The 17,994-nt window shown below is 69.2% G+C and carries 17 protein-coding genes; 5 read left to right on the top strand and 12 right to left on the bottom strand.

What is annotated here, in order from left to right:
• Window positions 1–54 precede the first annotated feature (54 nt).
• Genes OG302_RS36550 through OG302_RS36540 form a run of 3 tightly spaced genes read right to left on the bottom strand, consistent with a single transcriptional unit; the run spans window position 55 to window position 3,731 of the window.
• Window positions 55–1,656 carry an FAD-dependent monooxygenase gene (locus OG302_RS36550; protein ID WP_371530695.1) on the bottom strand — a complete coding sequence of 534 codons (1,602 nt, stop codon included), beginning with the start codon at window positions 1,654–1,656 and terminating at the stop codon, window positions 55–57.
• A gap of 57 nt (window positions 1,657–1,713) precedes the next feature.
• Window positions 1,714–3,399 (bottom strand): cation acetate symporter, encoded by a 1,686-nt coding sequence (locus OG302_RS36545; protein ID WP_371530694.1) that lies wholly within the window; start codon window positions 3,397–3,399, stop codon window positions 1,714–1,716.
• Window positions 3,396–3,731, bottom strand: coding sequence for a DUF485 domain-containing protein (locus tag OG302_RS36540; protein WP_371530693.1), 336 nt, complete (start codon window positions 3,729–3,731; stop codon window positions 3,396–3,398). The genes OG302_RS36545 and OG302_RS36540 overlap by 4 nt, the downstream gene beginning before the upstream one ends.
• Window positions 3,732–3,932: 201 nt before the next feature.
• Between OG302_RS36540 and OG302_RS36535 the strand changes: the two genes are divergently transcribed.
• Window positions 3,933–4,673, top strand: coding sequence for a DUF6081 family protein (locus OG302_RS36535; protein ID WP_371530692.1), 741 nt, complete (start codon window positions 3,933–3,935; stop codon window positions 4,671–4,673).
• On the opposite strand, the gene OG302_RS36530 is transcribed toward OG302_RS36535, so the two are convergent.
• From OG302_RS36530 to OG302_RS36490, 9 genes are all read right to left on the bottom strand, one after another.
• Entirely contained in the window at window positions 4,666–5,367 is a 702-nt protein-coding gene (locus tag OG302_RS36530; protein ID WP_371530691.1) for an SDR family NAD(P)-dependent oxidoreductase, read from the bottom strand. The two genes, OG302_RS36535 and OG302_RS36530, sit on opposite strands and share 8 nt — an antisense overlap.
• Window positions 5,368–5,456: 89 nt before the next feature.
• On the bottom strand, window positions 5,457–6,119 hold the full coding sequence (locus OG302_RS36525; RefSeq protein WP_371530690.1) for an isochorismatase family protein: 663 nt from the start codon (window positions 6,117–6,119) through the stop codon (window positions 5,457–5,459).
• 49 nt (window positions 6,120–6,168) lie between these two features.
• Entirely contained in the window at window positions 6,169–6,954 is a 786-nt protein-coding gene (locus tag OG302_RS36520) for a 2,3-dihydro-2,3-dihydroxybenzoate dehydrogenase (RefSeq protein WP_371530689.1), read from the bottom strand.
• The gene (locus OG302_RS36515) at window positions 6,945–8,144 is read right to left on the bottom strand and encodes an FAD-dependent monooxygenase (protein WP_371530688.1); all 1,200 of its coding nucleotides are present in this window, start codon (window positions 8,142–8,144) and stop codon (window positions 6,945–6,947) included. The genes OG302_RS36520 and OG302_RS36515 overlap by 10 nt, the downstream gene beginning before the upstream one ends.
• A gap of 13 nt (window positions 8,145–8,157) precedes the next feature.
• Window positions 8,158–9,474, bottom strand: coding sequence for a phenylacetate--CoA ligase family protein (locus tag OG302_RS36510; RefSeq protein ID WP_371530687.1), 1,317 nt, complete (start codon window positions 9,472–9,474; stop codon window positions 8,158–8,160).
• A complete protein-coding gene (locus OG302_RS36505; RefSeq protein ID WP_371530686.1) occupies window positions 9,471–10,232 on the bottom strand; it encodes an amidohydrolase family protein in 762 nt (253 codons plus the stop codon). Before OG302_RS36505 ends, OG302_RS36510 begins: the two co-directional genes overlap by 4 nt.
• A 35-nt stretch (window positions 10,233–10,267) precedes the next feature.
• Window positions 10,268–11,371 (bottom strand): 3-dehydroquinate synthase II family protein, encoded by a 1,104-nt coding sequence (locus OG302_RS36500; RefSeq protein WP_371530685.1) that lies wholly within the window; start codon window positions 11,369–11,371, stop codon window positions 10,268–10,270.
• Between the two features lie 29 nt (window positions 11,372–11,400).
• Window positions 11,401–12,228 (bottom strand): 2-amino-3,7-dideoxy-D-threo-hept-6-ulosonate synthase, encoded by an 828-nt coding sequence (locus OG302_RS36495; RefSeq protein ID WP_371530684.1) that lies wholly within the window; start codon window positions 12,226–12,228, stop codon window positions 11,401–11,403.
• A gap of 15 nt (window positions 12,229–12,243) precedes the next feature.
• Complete coding sequence (locus OG302_RS36490) at window positions 12,244–13,509, bottom strand: aspartate kinase (protein WP_371750342.1); 1,266 nt, start codon at window positions 13,507–13,509, stop codon at window positions 12,244–12,246.
• 227 nt (window positions 13,510–13,736) lie between these two features.
• On the opposite strand from OG302_RS36490, the gene OG302_RS36485 reads away from it, so the two are divergent.
• The 4 genes from OG302_RS36485 to OG302_RS36470 all read left to right on the top strand — a co-directional run bounded on the left by OG302_RS36485 (window position 13,737) and on the right by OG302_RS36470 (window position 17,964).
• A complete protein-coding gene (locus OG302_RS36485; protein ID WP_371530683.1) occupies window positions 13,737–15,683 on the top strand; it encodes an anthranilate synthase family protein in 1,947 nt (648 codons plus the stop codon).
• Complete coding sequence (locus tag OG302_RS36480) at window positions 15,683–16,084, top strand: DoxX family protein (protein ID WP_371530682.1); 402 nt, start codon at window positions 15,683–15,685, stop codon at window positions 16,082–16,084. The genes OG302_RS36485 and OG302_RS36480 overlap by 1 nt, the downstream gene beginning before the upstream one ends.
• Before the next feature lie 87 nt (window positions 16,085–16,171).
• Complete coding sequence (locus OG302_RS36475; RefSeq protein ID WP_371530681.1) at window positions 16,172–17,305, top strand: sensor histidine kinase; 1,134 nt, start codon at window positions 16,172–16,174, stop codon at window positions 17,303–17,305.
• Complete coding sequence (locus OG302_RS36470) at window positions 17,302–17,964, top strand: response regulator (protein WP_371530680.1); 663 nt, start codon at window positions 17,302–17,304, stop codon at window positions 17,962–17,964. The genes OG302_RS36475 and OG302_RS36470 overlap by 4 nt, the downstream gene beginning before the upstream one ends.
• The last annotated feature ends 30 nt before the right edge of the window (window positions 17,965–17,994 follow it).

Genomic DNA, 17,994 nt, shown 5'->3' with positions numbered 1-17,994 from the left:
GAGTGCTCCCGTCGAGAGATCGGCGCTACGTGCTTCGGGGAATCGCACATGGCCTCACACGGCGCCTCGTATGCGCCGGATCACGGCGGCCGGATCCGGGTGGGCCTTGTCCCCACGCCAGGCCACATGGTGGTCGGGTCTGAGAAGTACGAGGTCTCGCTCCCAGGCCCTGCGGGCGCCGGTGTTGCCGGTCAGCACCGCGTGGCGGACCGGCAGGCCTTGAGCTTCGGCCTCCTGGAGGAGCGTGTCGGCCCTGCCGTCGCCCACGAAGTCGACGAGCGTGAAGGACGGGCCGAAGCGGTCGTAGACCGGCGTTCCGTCGTCGAGGAGGAGACTGGGCGGGCGGCTTCCCGGCCAGGTCGTCGGCCGGTACTGCCGGGGGCTCCACGGGGGTTCGGGCGCATCCTCGTGGCAGACGACGGGCGAATCGGTGTAGCGGTAGCCCAGCTCGATGCCCCTGTACTCGTTCTCGCCCCGTTCGGCGTCGAGGAACGCCGCGATGTCCTTCAACGAGGCGCCCTCACGCAGGAGTTGGCCTGCCTGGAGGTGTACGCCGAGGTGGCGGTGCGAGGTGTGCATGTTGCGCAGGCCCACCGGGCGGCGCTCGGCCTCGTAGCTGTCGAGCAGTGCGGGGCCGCCGAAGCCCTTGACGGCTGCGGCGATCTTCCAGGCGGCGTCCATCGCGTCGCCGATGCCCGTGTTCATTCCGTAGGCACCGGTCGGGAACATGCGATGGGCACTGTCGCCCGCGAGGAGGACCCGTCCGGCGCGGTAGCGGTCGGCGATCATGAAGCCGGGGCGCCAGCGGGACGTCAGCAGCACCTTGTCGATCTTCAGGTCCGCCTGCATCGTGTCGAGCAGGAAGGCGGCCGGATCGGCCGGCGGGGTGTCGAATTCGGAGGGATCCATGCCGTTGACGTGTGCGGTCCAGGTGTCCACCTCGTCCTGGGCGATGAGGACGTACCTGAAGGCGAAGTAGTGCCAGAACCGGCCGTGCCGGTGCAGGGTCTCCAGGTCGCGGCTCTTGAAGTGGACCATGAAGGCGCCCGGCAGTCCGGGTACGTCGAAGCCCTGCTGGCCGATGCCCACGGCGTCGCGGACCCGGCTCGACGCGCCGTCGCATCCGATGACGTACCGGGACCGGATCTCGACCCGGTCGTCGGTCATCACCTCGGCCAGGTGGCCGGTCACCCCCTCGTCGTCCTGGGTGAGGGATTCGAGCCGCAGTCCGCAGCGCAGATCGATCAGTGCGCTGCGTCGGCAGTGGGCCCGCAGGACCGGCTCCAGGTCGATCTGTGAGATCCGCTGGCCGGGTTCGGTGGGCTGGGTGCCGTCGTTGTGCTCGGCGATGCGTCGCCACTCCTCGGCCACCGAGGGGAGTTCCCATGACGTGATCGGCTCGCCCGCGAGGCCGGTCGACCAGATCACGTCGGCGGGATGTTCGGGCCCGACACCGGCGGACCGGATGTCATCGGCGATGCCGAGTTGCCGGAAGAACTCCATGCTGCGGGAGTTGACGTAGTCGAGCTTCGGATGGACGGACGTCTCGAAGTCCCGGTCGACGAGCACGCAGTGGACGCCTTGGCGTGCGAGCGCCAGCGCGGTGACCATGCCGACGGGGCCTGCGCCCACGACGAGAACCGGTGCCGGATCCACGATTACCTCCCCAGGGGTGTGGGGCGGTTCGGACCGCCCCACACCGTTCGCGGTTGTTCAGTGCGCTTCGCTGGGCGTCCGGCTCTCCGGATCGCTCTTGACCGTGACGCCGCTGGGCGGGGCTTCCTCGCGAGAGGGAGCCGCGGCACCCGTGAGGGCGCGGACCTGCAGCTCGGCGAAGCCGGCGTCGTTGCGCTCCTTGCTGAGGAGCGTGCCGATGTAGCCCAGCAGGAAGGCGACCGGCACCGAGATCATTCCGGGTTCGATGTCGACGAACTTGAAGTCGGCGCCGGGGAAGATCGCGTCCTCCTCGGCCGACACCCCGTTGGAGAACACGACCATGAACATGGTCACGGCGATTCCTCCGTAGACCGTCCACAGCAGTCCGGAGGTGTTGAACCGCCGCCAGAACAGCGCGTAGACGACGGCCGGGAGGACCGCGGCGCCCGCCACGTCGATCGAGGTCGGGATGAAGATGTGGGTCCGCACCGGCAGCATCGCGACGCCGCCGACGACGGACGCGATGCCGATGATCTTCACGTTGCGCCGGATGTCGCGCAGTTCGGCGACCGGGTCCAGCCGCCGTCCCCGCACCACGTTGATGTCCCTGGTGACGGCTGTCACCGCGTTGATCAGGAGGGCCGCGAAGACTCCGACGATCGTCAGCAGTGCGATCACGGCGAGCACGCCGACCATCAGTGGCCCGCCGAGGTCGTCCGCGAGCTTGGGCAGGCTGATGTCACGGTGGGGCTTGATCACGCCGATGTTCTCGCCGCCGAGCACCGCGACGGCGCCCAGGCCGACGACGGACATGCACAGGTAGAACGCCACGACCATCATCGACGCCCAGCCGGCCGACTTCCGCGCGTCCTGTCCGCTGGTGACCGCGAAGTTGCGCATGAAGAGGAACGGGATCGCCGCGACCCCGACGACGATGCAGAAGAGCTTCGACAGGTGGATCCACCGGTCCGAGCCCTCGCCGAACAGGCGTCCGGGACCCAGCAGGTCGTAACCCGCCTTGTGCGCCACGGCGTTGGCCTCGGCCTCTTCGAGCAGGCTGAGGGGGTTCATGTTGAACTTGGCGAGCACCAGCGTGGTCAGCACCGCCACCACGGCGAAGGCGAGAGCGGCCTTGAACACCAGGATCCGGGTGACTCCCGCCATGCCGCCCACGTATACGTACAGCACGGTGACCAGGCCGACGACGGCGACCATGAGGGCCAGGACGACGAGGGCGTCGAGACCGAACCACCGGTTGAAGATGAAGGCGACCGCGGCCATGCTGATGATCGTGAACATGGTGTAGATCAGCAGGATGACGACGGCCGACGCGATGCGCGCCGGACGTTCACGGGCCCGCAGCGCGAAGAGGTCGCCCAGCGTGCGTACACCCAGGTTGCGCATGGGCGAGGCGAAGATCAGCACTCCGAGCATCATGGACATCGTGAAGGCCGTCAGCAGGAGAACGGCGTCGTAGCCGCTCAGTGCGATGTGACCGGTGATGATGAACATGGTCGAGTACATGATGGGTGCGGAGGCCAGCGCCACGGCGTTCTGCCCCGGGCCGATCTTCCGGTCGTCGAGCAGGAAGCCGTCCGGGCCGCTTGTTCTGCGGCCCACCGCCTTCACCAGGAAGAACACCAGGACGGCGACGGCGATGGTGAGAGGGATGGCAACGGCGGGAGCTGCCCACGTGTTGTCGACCGGGGGTGGTGGGTCGGCGAGGAAAATGGTGCTGCTCATCGGAGGTCTCCTTCCAGGTCCGCCCGGATCCGCTCGCTGAGGGGATCCAGTCGTGTACGGGCGTATCGCAGGTACACCGCAGAGGTCGTCACCACGAAGGCGAACGACAGCAGCACGAACAGCAGGCCCAGGTTCATGGGGCCGCCGATCCCTTGCCGGAAGAAGTCCGGGGCGAAGGTGGCGAGCGCGCACCCGAGGAACCACCACCCGAAGAAGATGACACTCGCCCAGAGGATGAAGGCATTGGACTGCCGACGCAGGGTCTTGAACTGGGCGCTGCCATGTACGGCGGCATAGCGGTCATCGTCCGCCGGTGAGTTCATCGTGCCCATGACACCTCTTCCTGTATGAGTTCGCCGTCGTCACGACGTCGTGACGTGGCGGTCAGAACGGCAGTTTCGGCCACCAACCCCCGCGCGGACATGGCTCATTCACGGGATTACCGGACCGCGGTGGAGAAATGGCGTGGCGCCCCGGCCGAACCGCGTGAACGTGTGATGTCCGGCGAGGACGGGGACGCCGATGGTGTCCCCATGACATCGGCACCGGAGAAGAACGTCTGGACGTACGACGATTTCACCAGCCGCGAGCTCGATTCCGCCCGCTGGCAAATCATGGCGATAAACGGGGCCGACGGTGAACGGCACCAATATCAGGACCGCAACGCACGGATGCGCATCGATGAGGGCCGGTTCGAGGTGACCGTCAACCCGTTCACCCGCTTCCACGACACGGACCCGCGGCAGAACAACGCCAAGCAGATGTACCAATCGGTGCGGCGCTTCCCCGTGCCGGCGGCGGGCGACCTGACGTTCGAGGTCGAGATGGGGGTGCGGACCTACGGCCAGATTCCCCATGACCCGCTCGACGCCTTCGGCACGGTGAACCTCTTCGACCTGGACACCGGCGTCGTGCTCAATGCCGCGGCCACCAACGACACCCTCTACGCCCTGGTCGAACGCCTGGTGATCCCGGGTGTGACGCTTCCGCACGAGCACTACATCCACCGGGTGGTCCTGGACGTGCCGACGGAACCGGGTCTCGAGCACCGCTATGCCGTCACCTACCGGGCCGAGACGTCGAAGGTGGAGTTCCGCGTCGACGGCGAACCCGCCTACTGGGCGCGGCTTCCCGTACCGGTGACGGGCTTCCACGCGGGCATGGCCCTGTTCTCGGCCCGTGATCTCTCCCGCTACGCGCGCGCGGAGCGGGAGCACGGGCAGGGCGCGACCGGCCGCTGGGGGCCGTGGCAGATCATGACAAGCGTCAGATGAGCACGTCGCCGCCGTCGATGTTCAGGTTGATGCCGTTGATCGAGCGGTTCTCCAGCAGAAAAGAGATCGCCTCGGTGCAGTCCTGCATCGTCACCGGCCGCTTGGTCAGCGCCCGCGTCGCCGCGGCCTCGCGGGCACCGGGCTTGTCGCTCCAGAACGGCGTGTCGGAGACGATGCTCGGGTGCAGGGCGTTGACCCGGATCGGCGAGAGCTCCACCGCAAGCGTTCTGACCAGCGCGCTGATGCCGCCGTTGGCGGTCGTCACGGTCGTGGAACCGGGGTAGGGCCGGTGACTGGCCAGGCCGCCGAGCAGGACGGCCGCGGCATCCTCGGGCATGCGCGGGGCCAGCGCGTGCAACACCGCCGTATAGCCGGTGAGTTTCACCGTCAGCAGGCGCGTCGCGTCGGTCGGACGGTAGTCGCGAACCGTGTTGTGGTCCCGGTTCACCGCCGCGAGCACCAGCCGGTCGACACGCCGCACATCGGCGAGGCCGGCCTCGATCTGCTCCGGATCGGTCAGGTCCAGTGCGAGTCCACGTGTCCGCCCACCGATTTCATGGGCGACGGCTTTGGTCCGATCCTCCGTACGGCCGGTGATGACCACATCGTTTCCTCGCTCGGCACACGCCTGGGCGAAATGCCGCCCGAGTCCCGACGTTCCGCCGATGACAACGACTTGAGTGCGATCGGACATTGATGTGTCCCTCTCTGCATTCGATATCACGGCCGGATGACCGGTCGGCCGACCGTATCCCGGCCCGGTAAGGGGAATTCACCGCGCATTCACGCTATTTCGACAGGCGCCGACTCGGGCTCCAGGTCGGCCAGCACGTCGGCCACGGACAGCGGCACCGCGCAGCGATCCGCGGCATAGCGAAGCGCCATGAGGTGGTCGTCGAGCGTGAGGTCGGCCAGTGCGTCGGCCACGAGGAACGGCTGTATGTCGCGGCTGTACGCGTCGCAGGCGGTGATGAGGCAGCCCATGTGCGCATAGACGCCGCAGACGATGAGCTGGTCCCGTCCCGCGCGTCGCAGCCGTTCCTCCAGGTCGCTCCGGAAGAACGCGCTGTAGCGCCATTTGGTCAGCACCGTGTCGCCCGGCTCGGGGGCCACCTCGTCGGCGATGCCCCGGTCGGATTCGTCGGCGCTCATGCCGGGGCCCCAGAAGTCGTTCAACAGCCCGCGGTCCTGCGCGTTCATGCCCCCCGGCTGTGCCGTGTACAGCACGGGCACCCCTGAGGCACGTGCCGCTGCCAGGAGCTTCGCCACGTTGGCGACGAGCTCGCTCCGTGGGGACTCCCCCGCCGGGAACGGGCGCAGGAAGTACCGCTGCATGTCATGCACCAGTACGACCGCCCGGTCCGGACGCGGGCGCCAGGGCACCGCCGCGCTCGGCAGATCGCCGTCGCCCGGCATGCGGTAGGGCGCGATCGGGGTCATGGCCATGGTTCGCCTCCTGGGTCCGTCCGCTCGTCCGTTGACTCGTCCGTCGACCTCATACGTGCAGGGCCGCGCCACCATCGACGTACAGATCGTGCATCGTGACGTGGCCCGCCTGGTCGGACACGAGGTACGCGACCGCCTCCGCCACGTCCCGCGGCTTGGCCACCTTCCGCAGGGGGATTCCGACGCGATAGGCGGCGGGCGATCCCTCGATCGCCTGCCGCGGATCGGTGCCGTCGCCGAGCATCGAGCGCAGCATGGGAGTGTCGGTCGAGCCGGGCGACACGATGTTGCACCTGATCCCGAAGTCGGCGAGCTCAAGGCCCAGGCACCGGGTGAACTGCGCGGAGGCCGCCTTCGACGCGGCATAGGCAGCCATGTCCACGCGCGGCACGCCCGCGGCGTTGGACGCCACGGTCACCATCGCGCCCCGGCGGCGGCCCATCATCCGCCGGGCCACCGCTCGCGACATGTGGAACACGCCGCCCGCGTTGACCGAGAAGATCTCGTCCCACTGGCCGTCGGGCAGATCGACCACCCGGCCGGTGTGCAGGACACCGGCCGCGTTGACGAGGATGCCGATGGGCCCCTGTTCGTCCTCGACCCGCCGCACGAGCGCGTCCACCGCCCGGCTGTCGCACACGTCCACGGCGTAGCCGCGCACGGACACGCCCTCGGCCTCGAGTTTGGTCACGACGGTGGCGAGCGCCTCGGCGTTGCGGTCCACGGCCGCGACCTGTGCTCCCGCGCCTGCCAGGGTGCCGGCCACCGCGGCACCGATTCCCTGGGCCGCACCGGTGACCAGTGCGACCGTCGACTCGATACCGGTCAGTTCCATTGAGGGCTCCTGCTGGTCGTGGCGGCTTCCTCGGCGTCGTACCCGAACAGCCATTGCTGATGGTCCAGGCCCGACGAGGCCCGGGCCGCCGCGTCGCGGCTGTGCTGCTCGTCCCCGTCGTCCAGGTGGAAGGTCCTGGCGTTGTCGCGTGACTGGTGCTGGATCCGTGTGACACGCGGCAGACGGATCCGCTCGTAGCGGCGCAACGCCCCTTCCAGGCCGCCCGATCCCGCCCCGGCCAGACAGACAGCGAGTACGACGGCGTCCTCGACCGCCTGGTTCGCGCCCTGTGCCTGGAACGGCAGCATCGGGTGCGCGGCGTCACCGATGACGGTCACCCGCCCCGAACTGAGCCGGTCGATGCTGTCGCGATCGTGCAGCGCCCATCTGCTGACCGTGTCCGCCGCACCGATGAGCCGCACGACATCCGGGTGCCAGCCCTTGTACGCGGCTGCCAGTTCGGCGACGTCACCCCGCGCCGACCAGGACTCCTCCCGCCAGTCCGATGCGGCCACGGTCGCGCCGAAACTCACCTGCCGTCCGGCTGACACCGGGTAGCACACGCAGTGCTGGTCCGGTCCGAACCACAGCCGCACACACGGCTCGTCGAGCAGGTGGCGCACCCGCTCGGCCGGAACCAGACCCCGGTAGATCGTCTGCCCGGAATAGCGCGGCCGGTCGGCCACGATCTGCTCCCGCACGAGCGAGTGAATGCCGTCGGCGCCCACGACGAGGTCCGCAGCGACGACCGTGCCGTCCGACAGGTGCAGCCGGGCCGCGTCCTGGTCCTGCGACACGGCGGCACAACGGGCCCCGAGGTGGATGCGGTCGGGCGGAAGGAGCGCGAGCAGGCTGCTGTGCAGGTCCGCACGGTGCACGGTGTAGTACGGCGCTCCGAAGCGGCGGCGGCACGGTTCACCCAGCGGAGTCCGCTGCAGCAGCGTGCCGTCGTCCCAGCGGCGCATCTCGATCGCCTGCGGTGCGACAGCGATGCTGCGCAAGCGGTCTCGCAGGCCGAGGCGGCGGAGAAGCCGGCTGGCGTTGGGCGCCACCTGGACCCCTGCGCCGACCTCGGTCAGATGTTCCGCCTGCTCATAGACGTGGCAGTCGATGCCGGCCCGGCGGAGCGCGACGGCCAGGACGAGGCCGGCGATTCCGCCGCCGGCCACGGCCACCCTCATCTGCGGCATGTCGTCGTCCTCCTCAGTAGTAGAGGAGCGCTTTGCCCCAGTCCTCGTCGGGCCCGAAGAGGCTGCGTGGTTTCACCACATCAGGCATGGCGGTCAGCGCCTCGTGGGGTATCAGAGTCCCCGGGGCCAGGCCGGTGACCTCGCTGCTGACGCCGAGCACGGCGCGCACCGAGGCCTCCAGTTCCGCCTGGGCGGCGGCCCGGTGCTCCTCGGGCACCTCGATCTCGATGCGCAGTACGGTCGGTTCCGCCCTCGCCCGCCAGAACAACACCTCGTAGGAGTCCGGCAGGGAGAAGACGAGCTCCTCGAGCTTGTGCTGGGTGATCGTCGCGCCGCCGACCTGGTGGCCGAACGCCGCTCTGCCGAGCACCTGGACCGTGGGCAGGCCCCACCCGCAGGCGCAGTCGTCGTAGGAGACCGACACGTTGTCCTCAAGGTTGTAGCGCAGCAGGGGCATCGCCTCGCGGAACAGGGGCGTGACCACGAGTTCGCCCTCGCCGTCCGCGCTGACCGTGCCCGTCCGCGGGTCGTACACCTCGAACAGCGCCCGGTCGGCCCACAGGTGCATCCGGCCGTGCTCGCACTCCCCGGCGAGGCTGCCGGTCTCCGTGGAGCCGTACTCCTCGATCACCGGTACCCCCCACAGCCGGCTGATCCGGCGGCGGCGGGCGGAGGTGAGCGGCTCTCCGCCGACGAACAGCGCACGCAGTCCGGGGAAGTCGGTGTCCGGCCGGTGCCCGGCCGCTTTCGCCGCGGCGGCCCAGATGAGGCATTCGGTCGGTACCGACCAGGTCAGCGATACGTCCAGGTCGTGCATGACGCGGACCACGCGGGCGTACGGCATGGCCAGCGACCGGTTGTCACCGGGCACCACCGTGGCGCCGTGCAGACGGCCGGCGGCATGCGCGAGATGTCCCGTCAGAAGCAGCGCGTACGGCGTGCGGACCAGGAAGGTGTCCGCGCCGGAGATCCCTATCCACTTGCGGGCGAAGCGCTCCGCCAGGTCGGCCCAGTCCTCTTGCGTGTAGTACGAGGGGGTGGGGTGCCCGGCGGTCCCGCTCGACTCGTGGTAGGTGGCCAGCCGTTCCTTCGGGACGGCGAGCATGCCGAAGGGGTAGTTGTCGCGCAGGTCCTGCTTGGTGGTCAACGGCAGCGCGGCGAGGTCGGAGGGGGTCGTGGGCAGGGCTGTGCCGTTCAGCCGCCGACGGTAGAAGGGTGAGCGGGCGGCCCAGGTGACGGTTTGCTGGAGCTGTTTCTCCTGCAGGAGCCGCAGCTCCTCCGGGCCGTTCCACTGGCCGAGTCGAGGCAGGCTCGCGTGGGGGTCGGTCACTGCTGTTCCTCTCCCAAGAGTCGGTGCGCGTTGTCCCAGGCGATCTGCCGCCACTGCTCGGGCGGCAGCCGCAGCACCTGGAACTTGGCAAGCTCCACGGCCGGGTGCTGGAGCGGATACTCGGAGCCGAACACCACGCGCTCGGCCCCGAGGCGGCTCACCGCCGCCTCGGCCACGCAGGTGTAGCCGCCGGAGGTCTCCAGCACGATGTTGAGCTCGTCCCGGATCAGGGTGAGCGCGTGGAAGTCGATGTTGCCGATGCCGCTGTGCCCGAGCACGAAGTTCACCTGCGGGAACCGGCGGGCCACACCGACCAGGTCGGCGACGCCCGCCCCGGGCCGGGACAGGCACACCACATAGACCGGGTGGCCGAACTCGGCCGCCACACCGACCAGTTCCTCGACACGGGGGTCGGCCAGACCGATGCCGTGCACGGCGGGCGAGACCTCCAGGCCGCGGAACTCGGCGGCCCTGGAACGGTATTCCTCGCTCGGGCGGTGCGGGTTGGCGAAGTAGAACGGCACCAGGCGCCCGTCCGTGTCCGCGCAGGTCTTCAGCACCGTGTCGTTGTCGGCATCGGTCTCGACGTACCCGCCCTCGACGAGCTGGCGGGCCAGGCGGTCCAGGTCGATGGTGCCGCCGGCGCACACCACGGCCCGCTCCAGCCCGCTGTCGTCCATGGCCGACAGGAGCCGCTCCCCGGCCCCGGGCCGGGGAGCCAGACGTACATGGAAATCCAGCACGGGTCGAGCGGTCATCGCGGCCACCGCTCGCCTCGCCTCGCTGCCGTCGCTCACTTCTCGATGCAGAACTCGTCGATCGGGTAGCCGACGTGCCGCTGCTCGACCGGCAGGTGGCCGAGCACCTTCGTGCCCGGCGTCAGGTCCGTGACGTTCAGGACCGTGCCGCCCGGACCGAGCACACGTACATGCCAGTCGTCCTGGACGATGAGGTTGACCTTCACCCCTGAGGCCGCGACCAGGTCGATCGCGAGCAGCGGACGCGTCTCGATCTTGACCCTGCCCACGGTGACCACCCGCGACTTGCCCTGCGAGTCGACAGCCAGCACCCGGCCGCCGGAGACGAGTTCACTGAGGTAGTTGGTCCGCCCCTCGGCCGACAGGGTGTACGAGTGCAGCGCACCGGCATTGACCCGGAACGGCCGTGTCGGCATGTACGGCAGCGGGTGCGTCTCGCTGCAGCAAAGGATCATGCCGGTGGAGTGCGAGCCGACGAGAATGCCTTCGTCGAGACGGAAGTTCGTGCAGGTGTCGACGCACGCACGCTCCCCCATCCCCACACGCCGGATCCCGGTGACCTCAAGCTCCACCAGCGGCAGGTCCGCCGCCTTGCTGACCGCGGCGGCCTTGAGTTCGGTCGCCTCCCCCACCGTGCGGGGGGCGAGCATCACGCCGTCGGAGCCGTGTTCGAGGACGCCGAAGACGATCTCTCCCTCCTCGACGTCGGCCACCTGCGTGATGATGCTGCCCTCCGCTCCGGCCGCGGCGGCCAGCACGATCTCCAGCGGGATCTTGGTGGGGTCCCGGAAGTAGAGGAGGCTCCACTTGTCGAGGCGCGCGGCGCGGCAGGCGTCCTCGAGACTGTCGGCGTCCGTGATCTCCACGTAGCGGCCGAACTCCACGTCCGGGTACTGATGCGCCAGTTCGGCGGGCTCCCCGTGGCGGGCCGGGTCGACTATGACCAGGTCAGCGGGTTCCAGCTTCTCCGGCAGCGGCTGGTTCTGCGGGAACAGGACCTTCTTCACCGTCGGGGGAAGCGGCTCCAGGTCAGCCGGATCGGCCGCGACGATGGCGTCCACCCGCTGGTGGACGGCTTCCTCGACGATGGCTTCCTTGGCTCCGTTCGCGCTACGGATGTCCAGCCAGCACAGCTTCACAGATGTCTCCTTGAAGAGCGGTCAGAGAGTCAGGACGTAAGGGCAAGCCGGTTGTCGACGCCGTCCCGGTCAGGGAGGCGCCGTGATTCGTGCACCAGCCGGGCGATCGACGCCGCCATCCAGCCGGGCCGGTCGGCCTGGAAGACGTTGCGGCCCATGGCCACACCGGACGCGCCGCCCTGCAGTGCGTCGGACACATGGGCCAGTACGACGTCGGTCTCGGCGGAGCGCGGGCCGCCGGCCACGATGACGGGGATCGGACAGGCCGCCACCACCTCGGCCATCCGCTCGGGTGTGCCCGCGTAGTCGGTCTTCACGATGTCGGCGCCGAGGTCGGCCGCCAGGGACGCGGCGTGCGCCACGAGCTCCGGGGCCCGCGAGTCACTGATCTGCGGTCCGCGGGCGTACACCATGGCGAGCAGCGGGACGTTCCAGCGCTCGCACTCCCCCGCCACGGCCGCCAGATCCGCGACCTGCCGGGCCTCTTGGTGCGATCCCAGGTTCACGTGCACGCTGACGGCATCGGCTCCCAGCCGCAGCGCCTCTTCCACGTGGGCGACGAGATATTTGGCGTCCGGATCCGGGGCGTGCCGCGTGCTCGCATTCAGATGCATGATCAACGACATGTCACCGAACCAGCCGTGATCCACGTGCCGGAGACTGCCCTTGTGCAGCACCACGGCGTCCACGCCCGTGCCGGCGAGCTCCCCGAGCAGGGAGTTCAGACCGCCGCGAGGCAGTGGCCCGTCGGTGACGGAATGATCGAGCGGCACCACGAGCAGGCGCCCGTCGCCATGGCGGAACAGACGTCGCAGGCGGAGATCGCGAGCGAACGAAGCGTTGTGTACAGCAGCCACTGTGTCCTGCCTCTCTCAGACGGATGCGGAACGGCCGGAGTTCGCGGACGCGACGCCTGTCGGCTCATCCCGGTCGAGCTGGAACTCGTGATGCAGGGTCTCGACCGCTTCGACGGTGCGTTCTTGAGGCACGATCACGGACAGCCTCATCTGGGACGTGGACATCCAGCTCGTGGGAATGCCGGCCGCGGCGAGCGCCGCCATGAGCCTGGCCGTGTACTCCGGGCGGCTGAGCAGCCCCATCCCGACCACCGAGACCTTGCCGACGTTCTCGTCGAAGTGCACACCTCCGTCGAAGGCCGCCGTCAGCTCGTGCAGCGCGGCCCGCACCGGGCCGGCCTGGCTGCGGCGGATCGTGAACCCCATGCGGAACTCGCTCTCGTGCGGCCCGGACCTGGCAACCAGATCCACCACCGTTCCCTCGGCGGCCAGCGCGTCGAACACGTCGGGGGCCAGGTCCCGGCGGATGTCGCGGCAGTGCACCAGGACGCGGGCGACATCGGTGTCGTGCGTCACTGCCATGACAGCCCGCCGGGTCTCCAGCGGGCGACTGTCCTGGCGTCCCGCGACGGTGGTTCCGGGTGCCTGCGTCGACGCGTTCCGAACGTGCACTTCGACCCCTTCCATGGCGGCCAGTTCGATGCAGCGGGTGTGCAGCACCCGAGCGCCCGCGAATGCCATCTCCGCCATGACGCCGGGGTCGATCCACGGCAGGCAGCGAGCTGCGGGCAGGATGCGGGGATCTGCGCTGAACACTCCGTCCACGTCGGTGTAGATCTCGCAGGCGGAGGCCCCGAGCCGAGCCGCGAGCGCCACGGCGGTCGTGTCCGAGCCGCCCCGCCCGAGCGTGGCGACGTCCCCGGCCTGGTCGACCCCCTGGAAGCCGGTGATCACGGCGACCTCGCCACCGTCCATGGCCGCGCTCACCCGGGCCGGGTCGATCCCCGCGATGAGTGCGTCGCCATGCCGGTCGGTGGTCCTGATCCCGGCCTGATGACCGGTCAGCGACACCGCCGGCACGCCGAGGCCGTTCAGCGCCAGAGCCATCAGCGCCGCCGACTCGCACTCGCCCACGGCCAGCAACTGATCCAGTTCCCGGGACGAGGCCGAGGCGCCCACGTCTGCCGCAAGGCGCAGCAGAGCATCCGTTCTGTCGCCGCGCGCGGAGACCACCACGGCCATCGACGATCCGCGACGCCGCGCCTCCGCGATGCGCAGGGCGGCGTGACGAACGCAGTCGAGCGTCTGCAAAGAGGTACCGCCATATTTTTGGACCAGCACATCCACAGTCGTTTTCACCGCTCTCGTCGACCCGGTATGCCACGACAGTAATTGCGCCGCACCTGCCCGCCCACTACCTGCGTGAGTAGTGCACGGCATTCAGATATTTACGCCATGCCGTGCCGCGTTACCGGAAACACGCGATGGCGGCTTCACGTCATTGTGCGAGGCTTTTCGCCGCCGCAGTATCCAGAGGGGTGATCTGATCTCACGCAAAGGGGAGCGAAATGTACGGGACGGATGCGAGCACGGCCGGCCCCTCGCACTCTCTGGCCGGACTCGGCGACGACGGGCGTCCCTTCGCCCTGCTCTACCGGCCGGGCTCGGCGTCGAACGCGCTCGTGGAGGTCCTGACCGGCGAGGTCCAGGCGTTCGAGAGCCTCGCCGAACTGCCCCTGCCCGCGGGGCCGGCGGGCGGCGCGCGACATGATCTGCTCGTGGCGGTTCCGTACCGGCAGATCACGGAACGCGGCTTCGACTGCGTCGACGACCAGGCGCCCCTGCTCGCCATGCAGGTCCACGAGCAGAGCGAACTCACCCTGGAACAGGCCCTGATGGGCCTGCCCGAGCAGAGCGTGCAGGTGTCCGACTCCGGATTCGACATCAGCGACGAGGACTACGCGGGGATCGTCGAGCGGGTGCTGGCGGACGAGATCGGGCAGGGCGCCGGGTCCAACTTCGTCATCAGACGTTCGTTCACCGCGCGGCTCGACGACTACTCGGTCCGTACGGAGCTCGCCGTCTTCCGGCGGCTGCTGACCGGTGAACTGGGGTCGTACTGGACGTTCTTGTTCCACACCGGCGCGGGCACCTTCATCGGCGCGTCGCCGGAACGGCACGTCAGCAGGGACGCCGACGGGACCGTCTCGATGAACCCCATCAGCGGGACGTACCGGCACCCTGCGACCGGCCCGGACATTGACGGTCTCCTCGAGTTCCTGAACGACCCGAAAGAGGCCAATGAACTCTATATGGTCGTCGACGAAGAACTGAAAATGATGGCCCGTATGTGCACATTCGGCGGGCAGATTCAAGGACCATTCCTGAAGGAAATGGCGCGCCTGACCCACTCGGAATACATCCTGACCGGGCACAGTGATCTCGACGTACGCGACGTGCTGCGGGAGACCCTGCTCGCGCCGACCGTCACCGGCAGCCCCCTGGAGAACGCCTTCCGGGTCATCCGCCGTCATGAGACGACGGGCCGCGGATACTACGGCGGCGTCCTCGCGGTGATCGGACACGATGCGGCGGGTGGCCGCACCCTCGACTCCGCGATCATGATCCGGACCGCCGAGGTCGGCGGCGACGGCCGTCTGCGCCTGGGCGTCGGTGCTTCGCTCGTCCGGGACTCCCGCCCCAATTCCGAGGTGGCCGAGACCCGGGCCAAGGCCGCGGGCATGCTCAAGGCGCTCGGCCTCGTGGGAGGAGGCACCGAGGAGGACGCACGCACTCCGGTGGGAGCCCGCTCCTCACCGGCCACCCATCCTCAAGTGCGCCAGGCGCTGAAGTCCCGCAACAGGACGCTCTCGCGGTTCTGGCTCGACGGCGCGCACCAGAGGAGACCGGACCCGGCGCTGGAGGGGCGGCGCGTCCTGGTCGTGGACAACGAAGACACCTTCACGGGGATGCTCGGCCATCAGCTGCGCTCCCTCGGCCTGCGGACCACCCTGACGCGGTTCGACGAGCCACTCGCCCCGGCAGGATTCGACCTGGTCATCGTCGGCCCCGGCCCCGGCGATCCCCGTGACACCACGGACCCGCGCATGGCCACGCTGCGCGTGCTCACCCGTGACCTCCTCGCCGGCAGCGTCCCGTTCCTTTCGATCTGCCTGGCTCACCAGATACTCGCCCGCGAGATCGGGCTCGACCTCGTACGGCGCGCGGTGCCCAACCAAGGCGTACAGAAGCGGGTCGACCTGTTCGACCGATCCGAACTCGTCGGCTTCTACAACACCTACGCCGCCCGCACCGAACACGACTTCCTTCCTGGGACCGGCCGGCGCAAGCCCGTCGACATCAGCCGGAACCCCCGGACGGGCGAAGTGCACGCCCTGCGCGGCGCGGGCTTCCAGTCCGTGCAATTCCACCTCGAATCCGTCCTCACACAACACGGCCCGCAGATCCTCGGCGATCTGCTCGCCTCATTGCTGGACAAGAACTGGAGGCTCTGATGAGCGGGCTGCTGAGAACAGCGGGTGCCGGATCGGGCCGGACCACGGTCATCGCCCTGTGGGTGTCCCAGGCACTCCTGACCTTGGTGTTCCTGGCCGCCGGCACCGCGAAGCTCGCGGGCGCCGAGCCGATGGTCGAGGCCTTCGACCAGATCGGTGCAGGCCAGTGGCTCAGGTACTTCGTCGGCTGCCTCGAACTTCTCGGTGTTGTCGGCCTGTTGGTGCCGCGCCTGGTCGGCCTGGCCGCGCTCGGGCTGGTCAGCCTGATGGTCGGGGCGGTGATCACCAACCTCGTCATCGACGCGTTCTCGCTCCTGGCGGTGATCCTGCTCCTGCTCGGCACCGTGGTCGCGTGGGGGCGGCGGGACCGCACCAAGGCCCTCTTGCCGCGGCAGCAGTAGAAGCGGCGAAGCTACTGCGCGTGCGGTAGTGGATCGTTCGTCCCCGAGAGCGACTCCCGCCGGACAAGGTCCGGTTAAGGTGCGCGTATGACCACAGGACTGTCCAGAGTCTGGGCCCGGACCAAGGACTGGGTGATCGCGATCGGCGTGACGGGGACACTCCTCATCACCGCGCTGGCCGAGGATCACTCCGCCACAGATCTCGACTCACTCGGCTACGCGCTTGTCGTGGCGAGCGGCCTGGCGCTCATCGCCCGCAGGCGAACTCCGCTCGTGGTCCTGGTCGTTACGGGGCTGTGCGTCGCGGGCTACAACGCGGCCGGCTTCGAAGTACCCGCTGTCGCCTACCTGTTCGCGGTGTACGCGGCCGTACGAGCGGGGCATCGCCTCGTCACCGTGCTGACTTCCGTGGCCCTGCTGATCCTGCTGCCGCTCGCCGTTCTGGCCTCGCCCGGCGGCGAGGCGACGGCAGAAGCGCTGGCACAGGCCCGCAGCGTGCTCGAGATCGCCTGGCTGGTCGCCGCCGGTGCCGCGGGTGAGGCACTGCGGCAGGCGGAGCGGCGGGCCGACGAGGCCGAGCGCACCCGTGAGGAAACCGCTCGGCTGCGCGCGACGGAGGAGCGGCTCCACATCGCACGGGAGTTGCACGACTCGCTCACCCACCAGATCTCCATCGTCAAGGTGCAGTCCGAGGTCGCCGTCCACCTGGCCCGCAAGCGCGGCGAGCAGGTGCCGGAGGCGCTCCTCGCGATCCAGGTGGCCGGCCGCGAGGCGACACGGGAGCTGCGAGCGACGCTGGAGACCCTGCGCGACGACACCGTCCAGCCGCTGTCCCACGGGCTCGATCACCTCCCCGAACTGGTGCAACGGGCCCACGGGATCGGTCTGAAGACGACGCTGACGATCGAGGGCCAGCGACACGACGTGCCGGATGCGGTGGACCGCACCGCGTACCGGATCGTCCAGGAGTCGCTGACCAACACCGCCCGCCACGCGGCGGCCGCCACTGCGTCGGTCCGCATCGACTATCTTCCCGACGCCCTGTCCATCCAGGTCGACGACGACGGGACGGCCAAACCGGGTGCCGCGCCGGTACCCGGCGTCGGACTGCTCGGGATGCGCGAGCGCGTCGCCGCGCTGGGCGGCCGATTGCGCGCGGAACCGCGTACCGGTGGCGGCTTCACCGTCCAGGCCGAACTCCCCGTGGCGAGGATTTCATGATCCGTGTACTGCTCGTCGACGACCAGCCGCTCCTGCGCAGCGGCTTCCGCGCACTGCTAGACGCCGAGGACGACATCGAGGTGGTGGCCGAGGCCGCCAACGGCAAAGAAGGCCTGGCCCTTGCCAGAGAGCACATGCCCGACCTCGCCCTCGTCGACATCTCGATGCCGGTCATGGACGGCATCGAGACGACCCGGGAGGTCGCTGCGGACCCGGTGCTTGCCCAGATGCACGTCGTCATCCTGACCAACTACGGCCTGGACGAGAACGTGTTCAACGCACTGCGCGCCGGCGCCGCCGGATTCCTCGTCAAGGACATCGTGCCGGAGGACCTCCTGCACGCGGTCCGCGTCGCCGCCCGCGGTGACGCCCTGCTGGCGCCCTCCATCACCAAAATGCTGATCAACCGGTATGTCGCGCAGCCACTCGGCACAGAGGCCGGCACCGGGCTGGAGGAGCTGACCAACCGCGAACGTGAGGCCGTCACCCTGGTCGCGCAGGGCCTGTCCAACGACGAGATCGCGGACAGCATGGTCATCAGCCCGCTGACCGCGAAGACCCACATCAACCGGGCCATGAGCAAGCTCCAGGCCCGCGACCGCGCCCAACTCGTGGTCCTGGCCTACGAGTCGGGCCTGGTGTCCCCGCGCAGCCGCTGACGCGGTGCCTCTGCCCAGGACCACGGGGCG

Source organism: Streptomyces sp. NBC_01283, assembly GCF_041435335.1.
GTDB lineage: Bacteria > Actinomycetota > Actinomycetes > Streptomycetales > Streptomycetaceae > Streptomyces.
The sequence above is the reverse complement of the archived record's forward strand: the minus strand, read 5'-3'. Positions and strand labels throughout refer to the sequence as shown.

Excerpts from the sequence above, each read along its gene's own strand:
- OG302_RS36545 (WP_371530694.1), bottom strand. The coding sequence starts at position 3,399 with ATGAGCAGCACCATTTTCCTCGCCGACCCACCACCCCCGGTCGACAAC.
- OG302_RS36520 (WP_371530689.1), bottom strand. The coding sequence starts at position 6,954 with ATGGAACTGACCGGTATCGAGTCGACGGTCGCACTGGTCACCGGTGCG.
- OG302_RS36515 (WP_371530688.1), bottom strand. The coding sequence starts at position 8,144 with ATGCCGCAGATGAGGGTGGCCGTGGCCGGCGGCGGAATCGCCGGCCTC.
- OG302_RS36470 (WP_371530680.1), top strand. The coding sequence starts at position 17,302 with ATGATCCGTGTACTGCTCGTCGACGACCAGCCGCTCCTGCGCAGCGGC.
- OG302_RS36475 (WP_371530681.1), top strand. The coding sequence starts at position 16,172 with ATGACCACAGGACTGTCCAGAGTCTGGGCCCGGACCAAGGACTGGGTG.
- OG302_RS36530 (WP_371530691.1), bottom strand. The coding sequence starts at position 5,367 with ATGTCCGATCGCACTCAAGTCGTTGTCATCGGCGGAACGTCGGGACTC.
- OG302_RS36540 (WP_371530693.1), bottom strand. The coding sequence starts at position 3,731 with ATGGGCACGATGAACTCACCGGCGGACGATGACCGCTATGCCGCCGTA.
- OG302_RS36480 (WP_371530682.1), top strand. The coding sequence starts at position 15,683 with ATGAGCGGGCTGCTGAGAACAGCGGGTGCCGGATCGGGCCGGACCACG.
- OG302_RS36535 (WP_371530692.1), top strand. The coding sequence starts at position 3,933 with ATGACATCGGCACCGGAGAAGAACGTCTGGACGTACGACGATTTCACC.
- OG302_RS36485 (WP_371530683.1), top strand. The coding sequence starts at position 13,737 with ATGTACGGGACGGATGCGAGCACGGCCGGCCCCTCGCACTCTCTGGCC.
- OG302_RS36525 (WP_371530690.1), bottom strand. The coding sequence starts at position 6,119 with ATGGCCATGACCCCGATCGCGCCCTACCGCATGCCGGGCGACGGCGAT.
- OG302_RS36505 (WP_371530686.1), bottom strand. The coding sequence starts at position 10,232 with ATGACCGCTCGACCCGTGCTGGATTTCCATGTACGTCTGGCTCCCCGG.